The organism is Actinomadura sp. BRA 177 (assembly GCF_013372625.1).
Classification (GTDB): domain Bacteria; phylum Actinomycetota; class Actinomycetes; order Streptosporangiales; family Streptosporangiaceae; genus Spirillospora.
The window spans coordinates 1-22,657 of the sequence record NZ_JABXFD010000328.1 but is presented as its reverse complement, the minus strand read 5'-3'; the positions used below and the strand labels follow the sequence as shown (position 1 = coordinate 22,657).

Annotated in this window: 16 protein-coding genes; 14 read left to right on the top strand and 2 right to left on the bottom strand. The window is 71.7% G+C overall.

The window, feature by feature from the left end; translation table 11 throughout:
• Positions 1-206 precede the first annotated feature (206 nt).
• The 14 genes from HUX53_RS17045 (at position 207) to HUX53_RS16980 (ending at position 20,212) form a co-directional block, all read left to right on the top strand.
• Positions 207-1,694: an MFS transporter gene (locus tag HUX53_RS17045; RefSeq protein WP_217919529.1), complete on the top strand. Its 1,488-nt coding sequence runs from the start codon at positions 207-209 to the stop codon at positions 1,692-1,694.
• 158 nt (positions 1,695-1,852) lie between these two features.
• A complete protein-coding gene (locus HUX53_RS17040) occupies positions 1,853-3,004 on the top strand; it encodes an epoxide hydrolase family protein (RefSeq protein WP_176404185.1) in 1,152 nt (383 codons plus the stop codon).
• Between the two features lie 136 nt (positions 3,005-3,140).
• Positions 3,141-4,439, top strand: coding sequence for a nucleotide disphospho-sugar-binding domain-containing protein (locus HUX53_RS17035; RefSeq protein ID WP_176404184.1), 1,299 nt, complete (start codon positions 3,141-3,143; stop codon positions 4,437-4,439).
• Positions 4,440-4,605: 166 nt separating this feature from the next.
• Entirely contained in the window at positions 4,606-4,992 is a 387-nt protein-coding gene (locus HUX53_RS17030; protein ID WP_176404183.1) for a VOC family protein, read from the top strand.
• A 43-nt stretch (positions 4,993-5,035) separates the two neighbouring features.
• A complete protein-coding gene (locus tag HUX53_RS17025; protein WP_176404182.1) occupies positions 5,036-5,431 on the top strand; it encodes a YciI family protein in 396 nt (131 codons plus the stop codon).
• Positions 5,428-6,675: an RNA polymerase sigma factor gene (locus HUX53_RS17020; protein WP_176404181.1), complete on the top strand. Its 1,248-nt coding sequence runs from the start codon at positions 5,428-5,430 to the stop codon at positions 6,673-6,675. Before HUX53_RS17025 ends, HUX53_RS17020 begins: the two co-directional genes overlap by 4 nt.
• A gap of 131 nt (positions 6,676-6,806) precedes the next feature.
• Positions 6,807-7,805 (top strand): DUF1702 family protein, encoded by a 999-nt coding sequence (locus HUX53_RS17015; protein ID WP_176404180.1) that lies wholly within the window; start codon positions 6,807-6,809, stop codon positions 7,803-7,805.
• A 220-nt stretch (positions 7,806-8,025) separates the two neighbouring features.
• Positions 8,026-9,015 (top strand): DUF1702 family protein, encoded by a 990-nt coding sequence (locus HUX53_RS17010; RefSeq protein WP_176404179.1) that lies wholly within the window; start codon positions 8,026-8,028, stop codon positions 9,013-9,015.
• Between the two features lie 51 nt (positions 9,016-9,066).
• Positions 9,067-10,977: a CRTAC1 family protein gene (locus HUX53_RS17005; RefSeq protein WP_309237281.1), complete on the top strand. Its 1,911-nt coding sequence runs from the start codon at positions 9,067-9,069 to the stop codon at positions 10,975-10,977.
• A 5-nt stretch (positions 10,978-10,982) separates the two neighbouring features.
• Positions 10,983-11,990: an enediyne biosynthesis protein gene (locus HUX53_RS17000; protein WP_176404177.1), complete on the top strand. Its 1,008-nt coding sequence runs from the start codon at positions 10,983-10,985 to the stop codon at positions 11,988-11,990.
• A complete protein-coding gene (locus tag HUX53_RS16995; protein ID WP_176404176.1) occupies positions 11,987-17,788 on the top strand; it encodes a type I polyketide synthase in 5,802 nt (1,933 codons plus the stop codon). The genes HUX53_RS17000 and HUX53_RS16995 overlap by 4 nt, the downstream gene beginning before the upstream one ends.
• A 2-nt stretch (positions 17,789-17,790) precedes the next feature.
• A complete protein-coding gene (locus tag HUX53_RS16990; protein WP_176404175.1) occupies positions 17,791-18,252 on the top strand; it encodes a thioesterase family protein in 462 nt (153 codons plus the stop codon).
• The gene (locus HUX53_RS16985) at positions 18,249-18,782 is read left to right on the top strand and encodes a flavin reductase family protein (RefSeq protein WP_309237280.1); all 534 of its coding nucleotides are present in this window, start codon (positions 18,249-18,251) and stop codon (positions 18,780-18,782) included. The genes HUX53_RS16990 and HUX53_RS16985 overlap by 4 nt, the downstream gene beginning before the upstream one ends.
• 50 nt (positions 18,783-18,832) lie before the next feature.
• Complete coding sequence (locus tag HUX53_RS16980; RefSeq protein ID WP_176404174.1) at positions 18,833-20,212, top strand: cytochrome P450; 1,380 nt, start codon at positions 18,833-18,835, stop codon at positions 20,210-20,212.
• An 83-nt stretch (positions 20,213-20,295) separates the two neighbouring features.
• Here HUX53_RS16980 and HUX53_RS16975 read toward each other — a convergent pair whose 3' ends face one another.
• Both HUX53_RS16975 and HUX53_RS16970 read right to left on the bottom strand, forming a co-directional pair.
• Complete coding sequence (locus HUX53_RS16975; RefSeq protein ID WP_309237279.1) at positions 20,296-21,051, bottom strand: helix-turn-helix transcriptional regulator; 756 nt, start codon at positions 21,049-21,051, stop codon at positions 20,296-20,298.
• A 202-nt stretch (positions 21,052-21,253) separates the two neighbouring features.
• Positions 21,254-22,162, bottom strand: a complete 909-nt coding sequence (locus tag HUX53_RS16970; protein WP_217919528.1) for a ParB/RepB/Spo0J family partition protein — start codon at positions 22,160-22,162, stop codon at positions 21,254-21,256.
• Positions 22,163-22,657: the final 495 nt, after the last annotated feature.

Here is a 22,657-nt window from a genome sequence, read left to right as displayed (position 1 = left end):
TTCCTCCCTGGGATCCGCGGGGCTCGGTCCGCCCCATCGTCGGCGCGCCCCGGCCGGGCGCGCATCTTCGAGAGTGGCGACTTCGGGAGCGGCGGCCTCGCCGTCCCCGGTGCCGGGGCGCGCCGCGAATGCCGGCCGGGGGATGTCGAGATGCGGCGTTCGGCTCCGTCGTTCCAGACGACAGCCAGCCGACGTGGAGGTACGACGTGAGCGACGGTCTTCGATCCGAGCCGGCCGCGGCCGGGCCGGGAACAGAGCGAGAAGGGCCGGACCCGCGGCGCTGGAAGGCGCTCATCCTGCTCTGCACCACCGGATTCATGGTGATCCTCGACGCCCAGATCGTGATCCTGGCACTTCCGTCCATCGAACACGACCTGAAGGTGACGGCGGAGGTGGGGCAGTGGGTTCTGAGCGCCTACATGCTCGCCTTCGGCGGCCTGCTGCTGTTCGGCGGGCGGCTGGGCGACCTGCGCGGCAGACGCCGGATGTTCATGGTCGGGACGGTGCTGTTCCTCGTCTCCTCCGCGCTGTGCGGCGCCGCCTGGTCGGCGGAAGTGCTCATCGGCGCCCGCGTGGTGCAGGGCATCTCGGCGGCCGTGATGGCGCCGGCGTCCCTCGCGATCCTGATGAACATGTTCCCGGACGGCGCGGAGCGCAACAAGGCGCTGGCCTACTTCTCGGCGGTCGGCGGGATCGGAGCCACCGCGGCGCTGCTGATCGGCGGCCCCATCACCGAGGCCCTCGGCTGGGAATGGATCTTCTACCTGAACGTTCCGGTGGCCCTCGGGCTGCTGGGGTTCGCCCCGATCCTGCTCCGGGAGAGCCGGGAGAGGGCGCAGGTGCGCGCCTACGACCCGGTCGGCGCGCTCACGATCACCGGTGGGCTGATGCTGCTGATCGGCGCGGTCGTCCAGGCCTCCTCGCACGGCTGGGGCGGCGGGGCAGTCATCGGCATGCTGCTCGGCGCCGCCGTGCTCATCGCCCTGTTCATCGTCGCCGAGTCCCGGTCCGCCGCGCCGCTGATGCCGCTGCGGATCTTCCGCTCCCGGCAGTTCGTCGGCGGGAACCTTGGGATGCTCCTCTTCGCCGTGACCGCGCTCGGCATGTCCACCACCGTCTCGGCGTACGCGCAGCAGGTGCTGGACTACTCCCCCATGGAGTTCGGCCTCGGCATGGTGGTGATGACGCTGATGACGATGGTCGGGGCTTACGGCGGGCAGGCGGGCGTCACCAAGACCGGCTTCGGCACCGCCGCCGTCGCCTTCGCCCTGATGGGCGTTGGGGCGTTCCTCCTGACGCAGGTGTCGCCGGATGGCGGCTACTTCACCGAACTGTTCCCGGGCCTGCTCGTCTTCGGCCTCGGGCTGGGCGCCGGCCCGGTGGCGGCGATCTCGGCGGCGATGTCGTCGATCGAACCGGAGATGGCGGGCGTGGCCTCCGGCGCGAACAACGCGGCCTTCCAGATCGGCGGCGGGCTCGGAACCGCGGTCGTCTCCGGGGTGGTGGTCTCCCGGGCGGACGGCTCCACCGCTCCGGCCGTGCTGACCGATGCCTTCCAGGCGGGCTTCACCACCGACGTCATCTTCGCGCTCGCCGGCATCTGCGTCGTGCTGGCGCTGCTGCGGCCGTTGATCCTCCGCACCCGGGAGGTGGTCGCGGCCGAGCCCGCCGCCGAACCGCAGAAACAGAAGTGACCTTCTCCGCCGCGCCTGGAAATGTGCTTCCAGGCGCGGCGGAGTACGGCTTCCCGGCCCTTTTCTTCCGCCGTGCCGAATATGCGCCCAGGGTCTTGTCTTCCGGGGCGCGAAACGCGAAATTGGCACTGTTCGGAACCAACGGTAAGGGGCCTTTCATGGAAACCTTCCGCATCGACGTCCCGGCGGCCGACCTCGACGATTTCCAGCGGCGGATCGACGCCGTCCGCTGGCCCGCCGATCCGCCCGGCGGCGAATGGGACCGCGGCGCCCCGCCCCGTTACCTCCGGGAACTGGTCGGCTACTGGCGCGACAAGTACGACTGGCGTGCGGCCGAAGCGCGGCTGAACGGGTACGAGCAGTACCGCACCGAGATCGACGGCGCGCAGGTGCACCTGCTGCACGCGCGCTCGCCCGAACCGGGAGCGCTCCCGCTGGTCCTCACCCACGGCTGGCCCAGTTCCGTCGCCGAGTTCCTGGAGGTCATCGGGCCGCTGACCGACCCGCGCGCATACGGCGGCGACCCCGCCGACGCGTTCCACGTGGTGGCCCCGTCCCTTCCCGGGTTCGGGTTCTCCGGTACCGGCCTCGGGGCCGGCTGGAACGTCCGGCGCATCGCCGAGGCGTGGGCCGAGCTGATGCGGCGGCTCGGCTACGACCGGTACGGCGCGCAGGGCGGGGACTTCGGCTCCATGATCTCCTTGGAGCTCGGACGCGTCGCGCCCGGCCGCGTCGCCGGCGTTCACTCCAGCATGCTCCTCGTCCCACCGCCGGACGACCCGGCGGAGCTGGCCGGGCTGAGCGAACCGGAGCGGCGGCGGCTGGAGCAGCACGCGCGCTTCGAGAACGAGCTCTCCGGCCACTTCCGGTTGCTGGCCGCGCGGCCGCAGACTCCGGCCTACGCGCTGACCGACTCGCCCGTCGGGCAGCTCGCCTGGATCATGGACAAGTTCTGGGAGTGGACGGAGGGCGACGTTCCGGAGGACGCGGTGGACCGAGACCACCTGCTGACCAACGTCATGATCTACTGGCTGACCGGGACCGCCGGCTCGTCCGCCCAGTTCTACTACGAGTACGCCCGGGAACTGCTCGCCACGCCCCCAGCCCGGGAGCGGCCGATCACCGTTCCGGTGGGGGTGGCCGTCTTCCCTCACGACCTGGTCCTGCCCATCCGCCGGTTCGCCGACCGCGACGTCCCGACGATCGTCCACTGGAGCGAGTTCGACCGGGGCGGGCATTTCGCCGCACTGGAGCAGCCCGAGACGTTCGTCGCGGACGTGCGGGCCTTCTTCCGGCTCGTCCGGACCTAGCGGCCCTGCCTGGACGCACCCCGCGGACGTCCTTCCGCAATCCTGGAGATGTGCCGCGGTACCGGGCCGACCCATGCTGAGGACGACCCGCCCTGGCGCCGTCCCCGACGACGGCGTCCCAACGAGAGGGACTGCGATGCGCGTGCTGTTCGTGACTGCCCCCTTCAAGTCGCATCTGTACGTGCAGGCGCCGCTGGCCTCGGCGTTCCGCACCGCGGGGCACGACGTCCGGATCGCCGCCGCGCCGGACCTGATGGACGCCATTGGGCAGATCGGCCTGACCGGGATACCGGTGGGCGAGGTGATCCCCATGGACGTGATGATGTCCGCGAGCGAGCCCGACCGGGAGCCCGGCCGGGCCGGCCTGCCGTTGGAGAAGCCTAAGCAGAGCGACTACACGAAGGACGATCCCTTTCCCGAGTTGGAGACGACCGCGTTCGGCACCCGCACCCTGTACCACCACGAATCGATCTTCGACGACATCGTCGGACTGGCCCGGGACTGGCGGCCCGACCTGGTGCTCAGGGACCCGTTCATGTGGGCCGGCGGCTTCGCGGCCCGCGCGGCCGGCGCGCTGGACGCCCGCATGCTGTGGGGCGCCGACACCCTCGGGCAGATCCGGGCCGCCTGCTTCGGCACGGGGGGCGGGCCGGAGGAACAGCTGCACCGGAGCGAGGGCAGGCCCGACCCGCTGCGCGACTGGCTGCAGCCGGTCGCGCGGCGATACGGCTTCTCCTTCGACGAGGGGCTCATGCTCGGCGAGTACACGGTGATCGGGCTGCCGCCCTGGACGTACCGCCCGAAGGGCGTCCGGTACGTGCAAACCCGCCCGGTGGCGTTCCACGGCCCGCACAAAATCGAGGAGTGGATGTACGAGAAGCCGGCGAAGAAGCGCGTCTGCATCACGCAGGGCATCTCTCACCGGGACTACAACTTCGGCCAGACCGCCTCGATCGAGGCGCTGTTCGAAGCGGTCGCGGGTCTCGACATCGAGGTCATCGCGACGTTCAACGCCGAACAGCTCCGGTCGGTCGGCTCCGTCCCGGACAACGTGCGGGTCGCGGACTTCGTGCCGTTCAACGTGGTGCTGTCGACCTGCTCGGCCATCATCCACCACGGCGGCTACGGCACGATGGCGGCCTCGCTGGAGCACGGTGTGCCGCAGCTCGTGGTGCCGAACATCTACTGGAACGAGAAGTGGTGGGCGGCGATCGCGCTCGCCAACGGGCTTGAGGAGCAGAAGGCGGGCGCCTATGTCGCCGACGCCGACCAGCTGACCCCCGGGCTGCTCCGCGAGCACCTCGAGCGGGCCTTGACCGACCCGTCGATGGCGGAGCACACCGCCCGGCTGCGCGAGGAGCACCACCGGACGCCGAGCCCGAACGAGACGGTCTCGGTGTTCGAGCGCCTCGTCGCCGAGCGCCGCCGGGCCTGACACGCGCCGGAGCACACCGGACCGGAGCACGCCGGGCCGCGGAGCCCGCGGAAACCGATCGGCCACGGATGTCGAGACAAGGGGATTCTGCTCCGTCCTATGGGTGAGGTACCCACCTGGGTACATCACAGGGCGCCGGGATTCCGGCGCGGAGAGGGGACGGATCATGGGACAGCCGGTGGTGCACTTCGAGATCATCGGGGCCGACCCGGTACAGCTGCAGGGCTACTACGGGGAGCTCTTCGGCTGGGACATGCAGACCGGCGACGCGATTAGTGAGGAGGTCTCGCAGCCGGGCGTGTACGGATTCGTGGACGGCACCACGACCGGCGACGGCGACGGTATCAACGGCGGGGTCGGCGGCGGCGAGGGCCACCGGCCGGGGGTCCTGTTCTACGTCGGCGTCCCGGACGTCGAAGCGGCCCTCAAGAAGGCCGAGAGCCTGGGCGGCAAGCGGCTCATGGGCCCGGCGCCGGAGTCCGGCGGCTTCACCGTCGGCCGGTTCACCGACCCGGAGGGCAACGTCATCGGCGTGGCGGGACCGTCGGCGTAGCCTGGCCTGCCGAGCCGACCGGGCACGTCCGGAGGGGACCGAGATGAAGTACCTGCTGCTGATCTACAGCAACCCGGAGAACTGGGAGCATCCGCTGTTCCTGCGCGATCCGCGGTTCCTCGCGATGCCGGAGCACGAGCGGGAGGAGCTGACCCGGCAGGCCGAGTCCATGCACCGAGAGACCACCGAGTCCGGCGAGCTGATCATCGCCGCGGCGCTCGCCGACCCGCTCGCCACCAAGACCGTCACGGTCCGCGACGGGGTGCCGGCCGCCACGGACGGGCCCTTCCTGGAGACCAAGGAGCAGCTCGCGGGGTACATGGTGGTGGACTGCGACACCCCGGAACGCGCCGCGGAGATCGCGGCGAGCGTACCCGACGCCCGGTTCGCCGCGGTGGAGGTGCATCCGATCATGGGCACCTCGGGCGAGGAGATGTGACCGCGGGCGACGACGATATCGAGGACCTGCTGCGCCGGCTGACGCCGCAGGTCCTCGCCGCGCTCGTGCGGCACCACGGCAACCCGGAGACCGCCGAGGACGCGGTGCAGGAGGCCCTGCTGGCCGCCGCGACGCACTGGCCCGCCGACGGGGTGCCCGGCAACCCGGCGGGCTGGCTGATCAGGGTCGCTTCGCGCAAGCTGACCGACCGGCTCCGCAGCGAACGCGCGGGGCGCAGACGCGAGGAGCGGATCGCCGAGCGGACTCCACCGGACGAGCTGCTCGCGCCTCCCGCCGACACCGGCCCACGGGACGCGGACGAGTCGCTGATCATGCTGCTGCTCTGCTGCCATCCCAGCCTCAGCCCGTCCTCGCAGGTCGCGCTCACGCTGCGCGCGGTCGGCGGCCTGACCACGGCGGAGATCGCGCGGGCGTTCCTGGTTCCGGAGACGACGATGGCGCAGCGGCTCAGCCGGGCGCGGCGGAGTATCAAGGCCGGGGGCGCGCGGTTCGAGATGCCTCCGGAGGACGAGCTGCCGGGCCGGCTCCAGGTCGTGCTGCACGTGCTGTACCTGATCTTCAATGAGGGGTACACCGCGACCTCGGGCCCCGACCTGCACCGCCCGGACTTGACCGGCGAGGCGATCCGGCTGACCCGCGTCCTGCACCGGGCGCTACCGGGCGACGGCGAGATCACGGGCCTGCTGGCGCTGATGCTGCTGATCGACGCACGGCGGGCGGCGCGCACCCGGCCGGACGGCGGGCTGGTCCCGCTGGCCGAGCAGGATCGCAGCCGGTGGAACGCGGAGTCGATCCGCGAGGGCGTCGAGTTGATCAGCGGGAGCCTCGCCCGCGCGCGGCTGGGACCGTACCAGCTCCAGGCGGCCATCGCCGCCGTGCACAGTGAGGCGGCGAGCGCGGAGCACACCGACTGGCCGCAGATCCTGGAGCTCTACCGGCTGCTGGAGGACGTGGACGACAACCCCGTCGTCACCCTCGGCAAGGCCGTCGCCGTCGCGATGGTGCAGGGCCCGGAGGACGGCCTCCAGATGCTCGAACGCCTGGACGCCGATGACCGGTTGTCCCGCCACCACCGGCTGCACGCGGTCCGGGCGCACCTGCTGGAGATGGCCGGCGACCTCGGCGCGGCACGCTCCTCGTACTGGCTGGCCGCGCGCCTGACGACCAGCCTCCCCGAGCACCGCTACCTGGAAGAACGCCTGGCGCGCCTGAACGGCTGCTAGCCCGGGACACGGCCGGGACGCCGGCCGGTCCGGCACTCCTTGTGGCGCTTGTCGCATTTATGGAGATGTGTCCGTTATCCGGGCCGTGTGATGATGACACCGCCGGACAGGTGGAGTTCAAGGGAGATGTCATGGCTTCCGTCCTCGGTTCGCTGCGGAGGCTCGCTTTGGCTCCGTCGCTGGCAGACGTCACGCTCGAAAAGCGTGGGTTCTCCGGCGCGAGCACGGCGGCCACCCGGCGCCTGGAAAAAGTGCCGCAATCCGTTGTCTGCGGGTTCGAATGGGGCATGGAAACACGCGGTCTATGGGAAGTCGAGCGGCGACTGGACCTCGTCGACGAGGAGCAACGCGGATTCGCCTATGAAGGCGCGGTGATGGCGTACACCATTCTCGACGTCATGCCCGGCCGAACCGGCAACCGCACCAGAAAGCTGCTTGCGGGCTCGGGCAAGCCGCACATCTTCCTCGCCTATATCGGCATCGGTTTCGCCATGGCGCGGTTGCCGCGCGTCCTGTGGAAGCGGGTGCTGCCCGACCTGCGCTCGGCGGAGTACTACCCGGCGATGTCGTGGCTGGCGGTCGACGGCTACGCCTTCGACCGGGCCTACTTCGACACCCCGCGCTGGGTCGGCCGGCAGGAGATCCCCGCGAGCTACCCCTGGGACGGCGCGCCCGAGTACTTCCCGCGGGCGGTGGACCAGGGCATCGGACGGGCCCTGTGGTTCATCGGCGGCGGCCGGACGCCGGACGTGGCGGCGGCGGTGCGGCGTTTCGCCTCGCACCGGCACGCCGACCTGTGGAGCGGCGTCGGCCTGGCGGCGGCCTTCGCCGGCGGCGGCGATGGCCTCGCCCTGGAGGAGTTGAGCCGGGAGGCCGGACCGCACACCGCCGCTCTGGCGCAGGGCGCCGTCTTCGCGATCAAGGCGCGTGCCCACGCCGGGTACGTGCCGCCCGAAACCCGCACCGCCGCCACGGCACTCACCGGGCTGCCGGTCGAGGCCGCCGTCGCCCTGGCCGACGGGGCGGCGCCGGACCCCGCCTCCGCCGGGCCCGCCGCGCCCGCCTACGAACTCTGGCGGCGCGGCGTCCAGGCCCATTTCGCGGCGCCCGCGGGCCGTTCCGCACGCTGAGCCGAGCAGCACAAATCCACATCCGGAGCCGGGCATCCGAGCAGCAAATGCCCGGCATTCTGGCATGCCCGCAAATTGCGATGGCTGCGCAATATTGGAGTAGACGCCGGCAACGGCCCCCGACTTACAGTTATTGGAGAGTCATCAACGATTTCGCGTCGCCCGCGAATAGCACTGCGGGCATGCGAGTGGCCTGGTGCGTCTCTTTGTGAGGCATTCCATGAACGGATTGGAGAGCGCGTTGGCCCATTTCCTGCGGATGCTGGAGCGTCGTGTACTGACCCCGGACATATCCAATACCCGGTTGGCCGAACGAGGCTTCCACGTAAAAGACCGGACCGCGCGGGAACTGCTGGAGACGATCGGCGCCACGTTCCTGGCCGGTTTCGCCCACGCGGTGGAGGAGGCCGATCCGGAGGCCGCGGCCGCACGCATGGCGGACATACCCGTCCGGTTCCGGGGATTCGCCTACGAGGGCGCCGCGATGGGGTACTCGGTGGTCGGCGCGCTGCCGCTGGCGGGCGATCGCCGGCTCTCCCGGTTCCTGGACGGCCCCGGCCGCGACCACACCTACATGGCCTACGTCGGCGCGGGCTGGGCCATGGCCCGGCTGCCCCGGTTCCGGTGGCCGAAGTTCCCCTTCGATCCGCTGCTCCAGTGGCTCGTCCTGGACGGCTACGGCTTCCACCAGGCGTACTTCCACACCGGCACGTACGTCCACCGGCACATCCGGGACACGCCACGCTGGCCGGGCGGTCCCCATGACAGGTACGCCCCGCGCGCGTTCGACCAGGGGGTGGGCCGGGCCCTGTGGTTCGTCGGCGGCGCCGACGCCGACGAGGTGGCGACCCTGATCGACGGGTTCCCGGCGAGCCGGCAGGCGGACCTCTACAGCGGCGCCGGGCTGGCGGCGACGTACGCCGGCGGGGCGGGCCGGGACGAGCTGGCCGGGTTCTGGAAGCGGGCCGGCAGGTTCCAGCCGCACCTCGCGCAGGGTGCGGCGTTCGCGGCCGAGGCACGGCAGAGGGCCGGCCTCGAAACACCGCACACACGAGTCGCGACCGAGGTGTTCTGCGGCCTGCCGCCGGACGCGGCGGCGGACGTCTGTGTACGGACTCGTCCAACAGGGCCGGTCCAGGGCGAGCTGCCCGCCTACGAGGTGTGGCGGCGGCGCATCGCCGAAGAGTTGACATCGTCGGGAAGGGGTTAGCCCATGGCAACGGCCATGGTCGGATGGCTTCGCAGGCAGCTACCGGGAGTCGTGGCGCTGGTGCTGGTCGTGGGAGTGTTCTTCGCGGTCCGGCTCCCGAGCGCGTCGTCCACCGAACGCGCCGAGCTGGCGTCCGCGTACGGGTTCGCGCCGATGAACATCGCGCTGCCCGGCGGGTACGAGCAGCAGACGATCCGGAAGGTCAACAAGGACTACAAGCAGATCGACGCCTGGATCTCGTCGGTCGGCGCGGGCGTCGCTATGAACGACCTCGACGGCGACGGCCTGCCCAACGACCTGTGCATCACCGACCCGCGGATCGACCAGGTGGTGGTGACGCCCACGCCGGGCAAACGCTCGCAGCGGTACGCGCCGTTCGCGCTGAACGCGGCCCCGCTCCCGATGGGGTACGCCATCGCGCCGATGGGCTGCGCGCCGGCCGACCTCAACGAGGACGGGCGGATGGACCTGCTCGTCTACTACTGGGGACGAACACCCGTCGTGTTCCTCGCCAAGCCCGGGGCGGACGGGCTCACCGCGGACGCCTACACGCCCGCCGAGCTGGTCCCGAACGCGGGAGGCACCACCTACAGCGGCCCGCAGTGGAACTCCAACGCAGTCGCACTGGACGACTTCGACGGCGACGGCCACGTCGACGTCTACCTCGGCGACTACTTCCCCGACGGGCCCGTCCTCGACGACCGCAAGAGCGGCGGCGTGGCGATGAACAAGTCGCTGTCGAACGCGACCAACGGCGGCGAGGACCACGTCTTCCGCTGGACGGGCGCGTCCGCGAGCACCGTCTCGTTCATGGAGGCCCGCGGCGTCCTGCCCAAACCGGTGTCCAAGGGCTGGGTGCTCGCGGCCGGGGCGAACGACCTGGACGGCGACCAGCTGCCGGAGCTCTACATCGCGCAGGACCACGGCAAGGACGCGCTGCTCTACAACCGCTCCCGCCCCGGGAAGATCGAGTTCTCGCTCGTGCACGGGGTGCGCACCCCCGGAGTGCCGAAGTCGAAGCGGCTCGGCTCCGACTCCTTCAAGGGCATGGGCATCGACTTCGCCGACTTCGACCACGACGGCCTCTACGACATGTTCGTCAGCGACATCACCACGACGTTCGGCATCCAGGAGAGCAACCTCCAGTTCATCAGCACCGCGAAGAACAAGACCGAGCTGCGTTCGGACCTGCGCGACGGCAAGGCACCGTGGGAGGACCGCAGCGCCGACCTCGGGACGGCCTGGTCGGGCTGGGCCTGGGACGTGAAGATCGCCGACTTCGACAACAGCGGCCAGACGGCGATCGCGCAGACCACCGGCTTCGTCAAGGGGGAAGTCAACCGGTGGCCGCAGCTGCAGGAACTGGCCGCGTCCAACGACGCCGTGGTCTCGGACCCGTACTGGTGGCCGCACGTCCGGGCCGGTGACGACGTCGCCGGAAGCCAGCGGCTGCACTTCTTCGTCAAGGACGGCGACCGCTACCAGGACGTGGCCAAGGAGCTCGGGCTGGCCGTGCCCGTCCCTACCCGGGGCATAGCGGTCGGTGACAGCGACGGCGACGGGCTGCTCGACATGGCCGTCGCACGGCAGTGGGACGAGCCGGCCTTCTACCACAACACCAGCCCTTCCAAGGGGTCCTACCTGCATCTGAAGCTCACCCATGACACGCCCGCGGCACCGGCCGGAGGCGGGCTCGCGGCTCCCGGATCCCCGGTGGTCGGCGCGCAGGTGACCGTGAAGACGACCGACGGCCGCGTCCTGCTCGGACGGGTGGACGGCGGCAGCGGCCACTCCGGCAAGCGCAGCGACGAGGTGCACATCGGCCTCGGCACCGGCGTGACCGGGCCCGTCCAGGCGCACCTCCGCTGGCGCGACCGGACCGGAACGGTGCGCGAACAGGACCTGCGGCTCTCCCCGGGCCGTCATTCGCTGACGCTCGGCACTCAGGCGAAGGAGAAGTGACGGACATGTCCAACGGCACGTCCCCGACGATCGGCAAGCCCATTCCAGCCCGCCACAACCCGACGATCATCAAGGCGCTGCGCAACTTCGCGATCTCGATCTCGGTGTTCAACATCTTCGGCTACACCGTGCTCGGCTTCGAGCAGCCGTGGTCGTGGCCCTTCGTCGCGCTCTTCACCGCCTACGCGTTCGAGATGGTGCTGGAGGCCGTCTCGGCGCGGGTCGAGGCACGGGCGCCGCGCTTCACCGGCAACGGCGTGCGCGGAGTCGTGGAGTTCCTCTACCCCTCACACATCACCGCGCTGGCGATGAACATGCTCATCTACGTCAACGACCGCGTCTACGTGATGATCTTCGGCGTGCTGGTCGCGGTCGGCGCCAAGTGGGTGCTGCGCGCCCCGGTGCGCGGCAAGCTCCGGCACTTCATGAACCCGTCCAACTTTGGGATAGCCGTGATCCTTATCCTGTTCCCGTGGGCGAGCATCGCGCCGCCGTACGAGTTCACCGAGCGCGTCGGCACCACGGTCGACTGGATCGTCCCGGGCCTGGTCCTCATCGGCGGGACGATGCTGAACGCCAAGCTGACCGGGCGGATGTGGCTGATCGCCGGCTGGCTGTCGGTCTACGTCGTCCAGGCCGTCTTCCGCGGGCTCGTCCTCGACACGTCCATCCCGGCCGCGCTGATCATGATGACCGGGGTCGCGTTCGTCCTCTACACGAACTACATGGTCACCGACCCGGGCACCAGTCCGTCGGCGCCCGGTTCCCAGTTCGCCTTCGGCGGCGGCATCGCCGTCGTCTACGGGTTCTTCACCGGTGCCGGGATCGCCTACGGGCTGTTCTTCGCCACCGCGGTCGTGTGCGCGATCCGAGGCGGGTTCCTCTGGGCGCTGTACATCTCCGACAAAGCCCGCGCGCAGCGCGCCGTCCTGGACGGGGCGCGAAGCGGCGACGCGACCGCGGGCACCGCCGACCCCACCGACTCCGCCGGAAAGAAGGTTGTGACGGCATGACCGAGCTCGCCATCGTAGGAATGGCGTGCCGCTATCCGGACGCCGGGTCCCCCCGCGAACTGTGGGAGAACGTCCTGGCCGGGCGCCGCGCCTTCCGCCGGCTGCCGGACGAGCGCATGCGCCACGCCGACTACTGGAGCCCCGACCCCGGCGCACCCGACCGGTTCTACGCGAAGAACGCCGCGGTGCTCGAAGGCTACTCCTTCGACCGCGTCGCCCACCGCGTCGCGGGGAGCACCTACCGGTCCACCGACCTCACCCACTGGCTGGCACTGGAGACAGCCGAACAGGCGCTCGCCGACGCGGGCTTCCCGGCCGGCGAGGGGCTGCCCCGTGAGCGGACGGGCGTGGTCGTGGGGAACACGCTCACCGGCGAGTTCACCAGGGCCAACCTGATGCGGCTGCGCTGGCCGTACGTGCGCCGCGTCGTCGGCGCCGCGCTCACCGGCCGAACGGGCTGGGACGAGGACACGCTGGCCGGCTTCCTCACCGATCTGGAGGCCGCCTACAAGAAGCCGTTCCCGCCGATCGACGAGGATTCGCTCGCCGGCGGGCTGTCCAACACGATCGCCGGGCGCATCTGCAACCACTTCGACCTCAAGGGCGGCGGGTTCACCGTCGACGGCGCCTGCTCGTCGTCGTTGCTGTCCGTCGCCACGGCGTGCAAGGCGCTGCTGGAGGGTGACATCGACGTGGCCGTCGCCGGCGGCGTAGACCTGTCGATCGACCCGTTCGAAATCGTGGGGTTCGCCAAGACCGGCGCCCTGGCGAAAGGCGAGATGCGGCTGTACGACCGCCGCTCCAACGGATTCTGGCCGGGCGAGGGGTCCGGCATGGTCGTCCTCATGCGCGAGCCCGAGGCCCGTGCGGCGGGACGGCGGATCTACGCGTCCATCGCGGGGTGGGGCATCTCGTCCGACGGCCAGGGCGGCATCACCCGCCCGGAGGCCGCCGGGTACCAGCTTGCGCTGCGGCGCGCCTACGAGCGAGCGGGATTCGGTGTCGACACCGTCCCGATGTTCGAAGGGCACGGCACCGGGACGGAGGTCGGCGACGCGACCGAGTTGCGGGCGCTGACGGAGGCGCGGCGCACCGCCGATCCGCAGGCGCCGCCCGCCGCGATCAGCTCGATCAAGGGCATGATCGGGCACACCAAGGCGGCGGCGGGCGTGGCGGGGCTCATCAAGGCCGTGCTGGCGGTGCACGACCAGGTGCTGCCGCCGACGACGGGCTGCGTCGACCCGCATCCCATCCTCACCGAGGACGCCCCCGCGCTGCGGGCGCTGCGCAAGGCCGAGCCCTGGCCGTCCGGCGCGCCGCTCCGGGCGGGCGTCAGCGCCATGGGGTTCGGCGGGATCAACACCCACCTCGTGGTGACGGGCGCCGCACCGCCCCGGTGGGCCCCGCTCGACACCCGCACCAAGGCACTGGCGGCCTCCGCGCAGGACATGGAGCTGCTGCTCGCCGACGGCGACTCGCCGCAGGCGCTGCGGGCGCGGCTGGCCGAGCTCGCGGGCTTCGTGCCGCGGCTGGCCTACGCGCAGCTCGCCGACCTCGCCGCCACGCTCCAGCGGGAGCTGCGCGACCTGCCCTACCGCGCCGCCGTGATCGTCTCCTCGCCGGAAGACGCGGAGGCTCGGCTGCGCCGGCTCATCGACGTCCTGGACGCGGGCGAGACCGCGGCGGCCGCACCGGGCGGCCGCGCGTTCCTCGGCCACGCCGACGGGCCGGGCCGGATCGGGCTGCTGTTCCCCGGGCAAGGCTCGGGCAGCGGCACCAGCGGCGGCGCGCTGCGCCGCCGGTTCGCCGAGGTCGAGGACGTCTATCTCAAGGCGGCGCTGCCCACCGGCGGCGACACGGTCGCGACCGCCGTGGCGCAGCCCCGGATCGTCACCGGGGCGATGGCGGGGCTACGCGCGCTGGCCGTGCTCGGTCTGGGCGGAGAGGTCGCCGTCGGGCACAGCCTCGGCGAACTCTCCGCGCTGCACTGGGCCGGCGCGATCGACGAGGACGCCCTGCTCCGCATCGCCGGCACGCGCGGCACGACGATGACCGAGCACAGCGCGTCCGGCACCATGGCGGGCCTCGCCACCGCGCCAGAAGCGGCGGGCGAGCTGATCGCCGGCCTGCCCGTCTTGGTCGCCGGGTACAACGGGCCGGAGCAGACCGTCATCGCCGGGACGGCCGAGGCCATCGAGGAGGCCGGGCGCCGGGCCGCGGCGGCGGGGACGGGCTTCGCCCGGCTGGCCGTCTCGCACGCCTTCCACTCGCCGCTCGTCGCGCCGGCCGCGGACGCGTTCGCCGCCCGGCTGGCCGGCGAGACGTTCGGTCCGGTCGGCCACCGGGTGATCTCCACGGTGACCGGCGAGGCGCTCGCGCCCGGCACCGATATCCCCGGCCTGCTGCGCGCCCAGATCACTGAACCGGTGCTGTTCGCGCAGGCGGTCGGGCTGGCCTCCAAGGACATCGACCTGTTCGTCGAGGTCGGCCCCGGACGCGTCCTATCCCGGCTGGCCGAGACCATCGCCGACGTGCCGGCCGTCGCGCTCGACACCGACGGCGAGTCGCTGGACGGGCTGCTGAGCGTGGCCGCCGCCGCGTACGTGGCCGGAGCGTCGCTGCGGCACGACGCGCTCTTCCGCGGGCGGCTCGTCCGGCCGCTGGAGATCGGCGCCGAGTTCTCCTTCCTCACCAGCCCGTGCGAGGCCGCCCCGGCGCTCCCCGCGGGCGGCACCGCACCGGCACCGGCACCGGCACCGACGGCGCCGGAGGCCGAGGACGACGCCGCCGAACGGCCGGACCCCGGCGAGCCGACCATCGAGGTGCTGCGCCGGCTGGTCGCCGAGCGCGCGGAACTGCCGCCGGAGACAGTCTCCGACGACGACGGGCTCCTCGACGGGATACACCTCAGCTCGATCACGGTCGGACAGATCATGAACGAGGCGGCGCGGCGGCTGCGGCTGCCCGTCACCCAGGCACCGACCAACTTCGCCACCGCGACACTGCGCGAACTGGCGGAGACGCTCGACACGCTCGCCGAGACGGCGCAGTCCGGCGACACGTCGGCCCCCGTAGTGGCCGGTGCGGCGGCCTGGGCACGCGCCTTCCGGATCGACATGGACGAGACGCCGCCGCCTTCCGCCCCGCCGGACGGCGGGGCGGAAGGCGGGGCGTGGCAGGTCTTCGCCCCGGACGGCCATCCGCTGGCCGAGCCCGTCCGGCTGGCGCTGGAACGCTCGAACCTCGGCTCGGGGGTTCTGGTCTGCCTGCCGCCGGACTGCGCCGAGGACCATGTCGAGGTGGCGCTGAACGGCGCGCGGCAGGCCATCGGCGGGCCGCCCGACGGCCGGTTCGTCCTCGTCCAGCACGGCCGCGGCGCGGCCGGGCTGGCCAAGACACTCCGGCAGGAGGCGCCGCACCTGCGGGTCACGATCGTCCAGCTTCCGGCCGATCCGGGACCGGTGGACGAGGCCGCCGCGAGGGTCGCCGCCGAGGTGGCCGTGACGGGCGGATTCGCCGAGGTCCACTACGACGAGGCCGGTGCGCGGCGCGTCCCGACGCTGCGCGCGATGCCGGTCGAGCCGTCCGGCACCCGGCCGCCTCTCGACGCCGCCGACGTACTGCTGGTGACCGGTGGCGGCAAGGGGATCACAGCGGAGTGCGCGCTGACGGTCGCCCTGGACACCGGAGCCGGCCTCGCCGTCCTCGGCCGATCCGACCCCGCCGAGGACGAGGAGCTGGCCGCCAACCTGCGCCGGATGTCCGACAGCGGGGTGCGGGTCGAGTACGCGCGCGCAGACGTCACCGACCCGGCGCAAGTCAGGGCCGCGGTGGCGGCTCTGGCGGGCGCCGCCGGAACGGTCACCGCGGTGCTGCACGGTGCCGGACGCAACGAGCCGGCCGCGCTCACCGGGCTCGGCCCGGACGCGTTCCGCGCCGCCTTCGCCCCGAAGATCGACGGGCTGCGGAACGTGCTGGACGCGGTCGGCGCCGGGAACCTGAAGCTGCTGGTGACGTTCGGCAGCATCATCGGCCGCGCCGGCCTGCGCGGCGAGGCGCACTACGCCACCGCCAACGAGTGGCTCGCCGAGCTGACCCGCGAGGTGGGTGAGCGCAACCCCGGATGCCGCGCGCTCTGCATGGAGTGGTCGGTCTGGTCCGGCGTCGGCATGGGCGAACGCCTGTCGGTCGTCGAGGGGCTGGCCCGCGAGGGCATCACGGCGGTCACCCCCGACCAGGGCGTGCGGATCATGCGGCGGCTCCTCGCCGAACCGGACACCCCGCCGGTCGTGGTGATCAGCGGCCGGACCGGCACCATCGACACCGTCCGGCACGACCGGCCCCCGCTGCCGCTGCTGCGGTTCGTGGACCGGCCGCTCGTGCGCTACCACGATGTCGAACTGGTCGCTGAGTCCGAGCTGAACGTCGGCACCGACCCCTACCTCGGCGACCACCTGCTGGACGGCAACCTGCTGTTCCCGGCCGTCATCGGCATGGAGGCGATGGCGCAGGCGGCCATGGCGGTCACGGGGCGGCAGGAGCCGCCGGTCGTCCGGGACGCCGAGTTCACCCGGCCGATCGTCGTCCCGCCGGACGGCAGCACCGTGATCCGGGTCGCCGCGACCGTCACCGGACCCGGCCGGGTCGAGGTCGCCATCCGCAGCGCGGAGACCGGCTTCGCCGCCGACCACTTCCGGGCGCGTGTGGAGTACACGGGCGGCCCGGTACCGGACGGCCCGCCGGATCAGAGCGCCGCCGGCCTGCCGGCGGTGCCGCTGGACCCGGCGGGCGACCTGTACGGGGACGTCCTGTTCCAGGGCGGCCGGTTCCGGCGGCTGCGCCGCTACCACCGGTTCGCGGCCCGGCACGTCGACGCCGATGTCGCCGCCGACCCCGCCGCGCAGTGGTTCGCCGGCTTCCTGCCGGGCGCCCTGCTGCTCGGCGACCCCGGGCTGCGGGACGCGCTGATGCACGGCAACCAGGTCTGCGTGCCGAACGCGACGCTGCTCCCGTCCGGTGTGGACCGGATCCACCCGATGGGCGGTACGCCCGCGGGGGAGCTGCGCTACTGCGCCACCGAACGGCACCGGGACGGCGACACCTACGTCTACGACATCGCGGTCCGCGACGGCGAGGGACGGGTCGTCGAACGGTGGGACGGCCTGACGCTGCGGGCCATCCGCAAGTCCGGGGGCGGCGGGCCGTGGACGCCGCCGCTCCTCGGCCCCTATCTGGAGCGGGAGACGGAAGAGCTGACCGGCGCCCGCGTCGCCGTGGCCGTGGAACGGGCCGCCGGCGACGGCGCGGACCGGGTCGCCCGCCGGGAGCGGACCGCGCTGGCGGCCGGCCGCGCCGCGGGCCGCCCGGCCACCGTCCAGTACCGGGCGGACGGCCGCCCCGAGCTGGACAACGGCCGGACGGTCTCGGCCGCGCACGGCGCGGGCACCACCCTGTGCGTCATCGGGGACGGCACGCTGGCCTGCGACGTCGAACCGGTCACCGAACGGTCGGCGGGAACCTGGGACGACCTTCTCGGCGCCCATGCCGGCATGGCCGTGCTGGTGGCCGCCGAGGAGGGCGAGACGCCCGGCACCGCCGCCACGCGGGTGTGGTCCGCCGCCGAATGCCTGCGCAAGGCCGGGCTGCCGGCCGACGCCCCGCTCTCCCTCGCTCCGGAGCACCGGGACGGCTGGCTCGTCCTCAACTCGGGCCGGCTGCGGATCGCGACGCTCGTCACGGCCCTGCGCGACGTACCCGGCCGTGTCGTGTTCGCGGTCCTCACGGAAGGAAGGTCGTAAGGATGAACGGGTATTACGAACTACGGCACATCGTCGGGTTCGAGGAGACGAACCTCGTCGGCAACGTCTACTACGTCAACTACCTGAGCTGGCAGGGCCGCTGCCGGGAGCTGTTCCTCAAGGAGCGGGCTCCCGACGTGCTCGCCGAGCTGCGCGACGACCTCAAGCTCTTCACCCTGAAGGTCGACTGCGAGTTCTTCGCCGAGATCACCGCGTTCGACGAGCTGTCGATCAGGATGCGGCTGCTGGAGCTCGGGCAGACCCAGCTCGAGTTCGGGTTCGACTACGTGCGGCTCACGGCGGGCGGCGTCGAGTCGCTGATCGCGCGCGGCCGACAGCGCGTCGCCTGCATGCGCGGGCCCAACACGATGACGGTGCCGACTCCCGTCCCGGAGTCGCTGGCGAACGCGCTCGCACCGTACGTCCCGGACGGCCGGGGCGCGCCCGTGGGAGGCAGGACGTGACAGAACGACCAGATCCGCCGACGCTGCTCGGCGACCGGAAGCAGATGCGCCGGACGTTCGGCACGTTCGCCACGGGCGTGACCGTGGTGACCGTCGGGGGCGCCGCCCCGCACGCCATGACGGCGAACGCCTTCACCTCGGTCTCCCTGGATCCGCCGCTCGTGCTGGTCTGCGTCGGCCATGACGCGGTCATGCACGACTGCATGGCCGCGGGCCGCTTCGGGGTGTCGGTGCTCTCGGACGGCCAGGAGGCGGTGGCCCGGCACTTCGCCGACCGCGGCCGTCCGCTGGGGGCCGCGCAGTTCTCCGGAGTCGGCTGCCGGACCGGCCCGCTGACCGGCGCGCCCCTCATCGAGGGCGCACTGGCCCACATTGAGTGCGAGGTGCAGCGGCGCTGCGACGGCGGAGACCACACCATCTTCATCGGCAGGCTCCTCGGCATGGACCTGTTCGCCAACGGCGACCCCCTGCTGTTCTACCGGGGCCGGTTCCGGCTGCTGGAGCCTGAACGGAGCGAGGTCAAAGCATGAGCGCAGCGAAACGGGGGGCGCTGGGAGGCGCCCCCCTGCGGGGAACAGGCATGGGCGAGACGCCCGGGGCCCGGCGCGCCGCCTCCGCGCGCCGGGTCCCGCCGGGGCCGCCCTGGACGGCCACGCCGCGGCTGCTGTGGATGCTCGTCTTCGACCGGCTCGGGATGATGACGAGCGCGGCCCGGTACGGGGACGCGGCGAAGCTCACCCTCGGGCCGCGTGCGATGTACTTCTTCAACGATCCCGAGCACGCCAAACACGTCCTCACCGACAACAGCGGCAACTACCGCAAGGGCGTCGGCCTCGCGCAGGCGCGCCGCGCCCTGGGGGACGGGCTGCTGACCAGCGAGGGCGAGCTGTGGCGCAAGCAACGGAAGGTCGTCCAGCCGGCGTTCCAGCACCGGCGCATCGCGCGGCAGGCCGGCGTGGTCGCCGAGGAGGCCGGCGCGCTGGTGGCGCGGCTGCGCCGCCGGGCGGGTGGCGGGCCGGTCGACATCGTTCACGAGATGACCGACCTGACCCTGGGGGTGCTCGGCCGGACGCTGCTGGACGCCGATCTCGGCGCGCACGGGTCCATCGGCGGGGCGTTCCAGGCCGTGCAGGACCAGGCGATGTTCGAGATGGTCACGCAGGGCGTGGTCCCGCTCTGGACGCCGCTGCCGAAACAGGTGCGGTTCCACCGGGCGCGCCGGGAGCTGGACCGGATCGTGGGCCGGCTGGTCGCCGAGCGCACCGCCGCCGGCGGCGGCGACGCCGGGGACGACGCGCTGTCCCGCCTGATCGTCTCGGTCCGGGAGGAGCCGGACCCGCGGGTCGCCCGGCGGCGGCTGCGGGACGAGCTCGTCACGCTGCTGCTCGCCGGCCATGAGACCACGGCGAGCACGCTCGGCTGGTCGTTCCTTCTCCTCGACCGGCATCCGGACGTGTTCGAACGCGTCCGCGCGGAGGCGGTCGCCGTGCTCGGCGACCGGCTGCCCACGTTCGAGGATTTGCAGGAACTGCGCTTCACGACGATGGTGGTGCAGGAGGCGATGCGGCTCTACCCGCCGGTGTGGCTGCTGTCGCGGGTGGCGCTGGACGACGACGAGGTGGGCGGCTACCACGTCCCCGCCGGCTCGGACGTCCTCATCTCCCCCTACACCATGCACCGCCATCGGGGGCTGTGGGGGGACGCCGCGGAGAGCTTCGTCCCGGACCGGTTCGACCCGGCGAACTCCGAGGCCCGTCCCCGCTACGCCTACATCCCCTTCGGCGCCGGGCCGCGATTCTGCGTCGGCAACCATCTCGGCATGATGGAGGCGGTCTTCGTCCTGGCGATGGTCGCCCGGGAGCTGCGGCTGGTCAAGCTCTCCGGATACCGGGTGGTCGCCGAGCCCATGCTCTCCCTGCGGATCCGCGACGGCCTCCCGATGACGGTGCACACCAGCTGAGCTGTCCCGAAGACCGAGAAGCACCCGGCACCGGTTTCCACCGGGGCCGGGCGCTTCGGGCGTCCGCCGTGCTCGGGGCGCGGTCAGCTCGCGGCGCCGCTGAGGGCGACGCGGCGCGCGTCCAGGAGCGCGAGCAGGATGGGCGGGTCCAGCGCCCGCATCGGCCGAAGCCACATCTCCAGCGGTCCGGCGACCGCACCCGGCCGGATCCGGATGGGGCCGTGGGTGGCGACCGTCGGCGGCCTCGTCCCGATGATCTCCTCGTCCCCGGGCCGCACCGACTGCACCAGCAGATGCCAGCTGCCTTCCGGCACGTCTTCCAGCCTGAAGGACCCGGGGCGTTCGAGCACGGTGCACCGCACCGGCGAGCCCTGCGGAATGGTGTCGGGGAACAGCCCCATGAAGACCGGCCCTTCCTCCATGTCGTCCGGCCTGTTGGAGACCTGGCCGTGGACGACCGCCGTCCGCGCGCCATACCGCTGGCCGTCGGTGTGAATCTGCGGGGCGAAGCCGCCCAGTTCGCGGTAGGCGGTCGGCGACAGCCCGACGCTTCGCTTGAATCTGGAACTGAAGGTGCCGACACTGTTGTAGCCGACCCTATGGCTGATGTCGGTGACGCTCAGGGAGGTCGACAGCAGCAGTTTCTTTGCCTCCTGTAAACGGACCGCCGACAGGAAACGCCCTGGCGATACCCCGGTGGCCCGCTGAAACAGCCGGGTGAAGTGGAACTTGCTGAACATCGCAGTTCGCGCCATATCCTCGATGGTGATCTGCTCGCCGACGTTCCGGTAAATGCTTTCGATGGCTCGCTGCACGCCCTGCTCGGATGCGCTGTTCACGGCTACCCCGCCTTCCGGACCACCAGAATGCCGTCGCGGGCCGCGACTCGACCACTGCCGCCGGCATTCCCTCATCGCCCTTTGCTTCTACCGAGCACCCTAACATTCGGGCACATATCGGGCATTACAGCAACCTGAACAGGATGAGATGTCTTCTTGAAGCGACCACCGGTACATGAGCGAAACGGCCGGGGGCCGATGGTCAACGCAATTCCCCTTCGGAGAGCAGGCGGGCGAGCCGCTGCCAGTTCTCCGCGTTCTGCTGGGCGATCGCGGCCACAGCCGGGGAGCAGTGCGACGGCACCCCGCCCACCAGCTGCGACCAGTCGGGCACCGGCACCGACCGGGTATGCAGCAGGTGCAGCAGTTTTCGGCCGGCCTCGGTGTGCCGCATCGCCGGATCCAGCACCAGCCTCCGCAGCAACGGGGAGACGTCGACGGGGTCGTCCGGCACCGCACCGCCGCGGCTCTGGGGGCGCACCGGATCCTCCCCGCGGCGCATCCGGCCGCGCACGTCGTGCGCGGTGCCGACGGAGACGCCCGCGACCTTGGCGATCTCCCGGATCGGGGCGTGCGGCCGCTCCGTGATCACCTCGGCGGCACGGCGCCTGCCCTCCTCCCCGCTCAGCGGGCGGACCCTCCCGTCGACGCCCAGCCGGGCGTTCGACTGGGCGGATTCATCGGTCGAACGTTCCCGCAGCGCCGCCACGGTCTTGGCGGCGAGGCCGGCATGGCGCGCGATCGCACGGTCGGACAGGTGCGGATGCGTGCTGACGATGCGCATCGCCGCCGCCTTCCTCTCGGGCAGCGAAAGCGGCAGGCCATGAGAGATGTTCGCGGTCACCGCCTGCAGGAACGCGTCCTCGCCGCTGCCCTCGAAATAGACCACCTCGATATGCCGGCGGCCGCGCAGCACGGCCGCGCGCGAGCGATGAACGCCGTCGATGACCTGCATGGTGCTCCGGTGCACGGTGATCGGCGGCAATGCGCATTCCGTCTGCGCCAGCCGATGGACGTGCTCCTCGTCGACGAACCTGCGCGGCGAGTACCCGAACTGCAACGAGCTGATCATGACAAGGTCCGGCGATGTCATTGCACGCTCGTCACCCACGGGCCTCTCCTGCTTCGTTCCAGCTCACCTGGAGATCGCCCGCTTCGGACATGCATGGCCGATCGGGGAACAGTCGACGATCTCAGTACGCACACGCTCGATCATCTAGAAAGATACCGACCGCCCGGCTTTTGACAAGCCCGTACCCGACTACGCTCGGTGATCACAGGGCGCTACGAAAGGCACCCTCGGCGACCTGCCCTGGTGTAACGGGACGGACCCCTCGGCGGAGACGATTCCGTTGACCATTAAACATTACCTTCAGGATATAAGTGGCTTACTCCATGACGGGCCTTGACATCGGCCATTAAATGGTCGCCCCATCGATCATCTCCACCCGTCTCCATTCATCATGATCAGCCTGGGCGGTAAGCATTCAGCGCAGGCGCTTTGAGGCATGGCGAGATGGCGTTGCGTGAGCGCAACGCGGATGGGTGTTCAGGCGGTGGCCGGGTCGGGTGGCATCCAGGGCCGGCCCAGGAGGGCGTCGCGGGT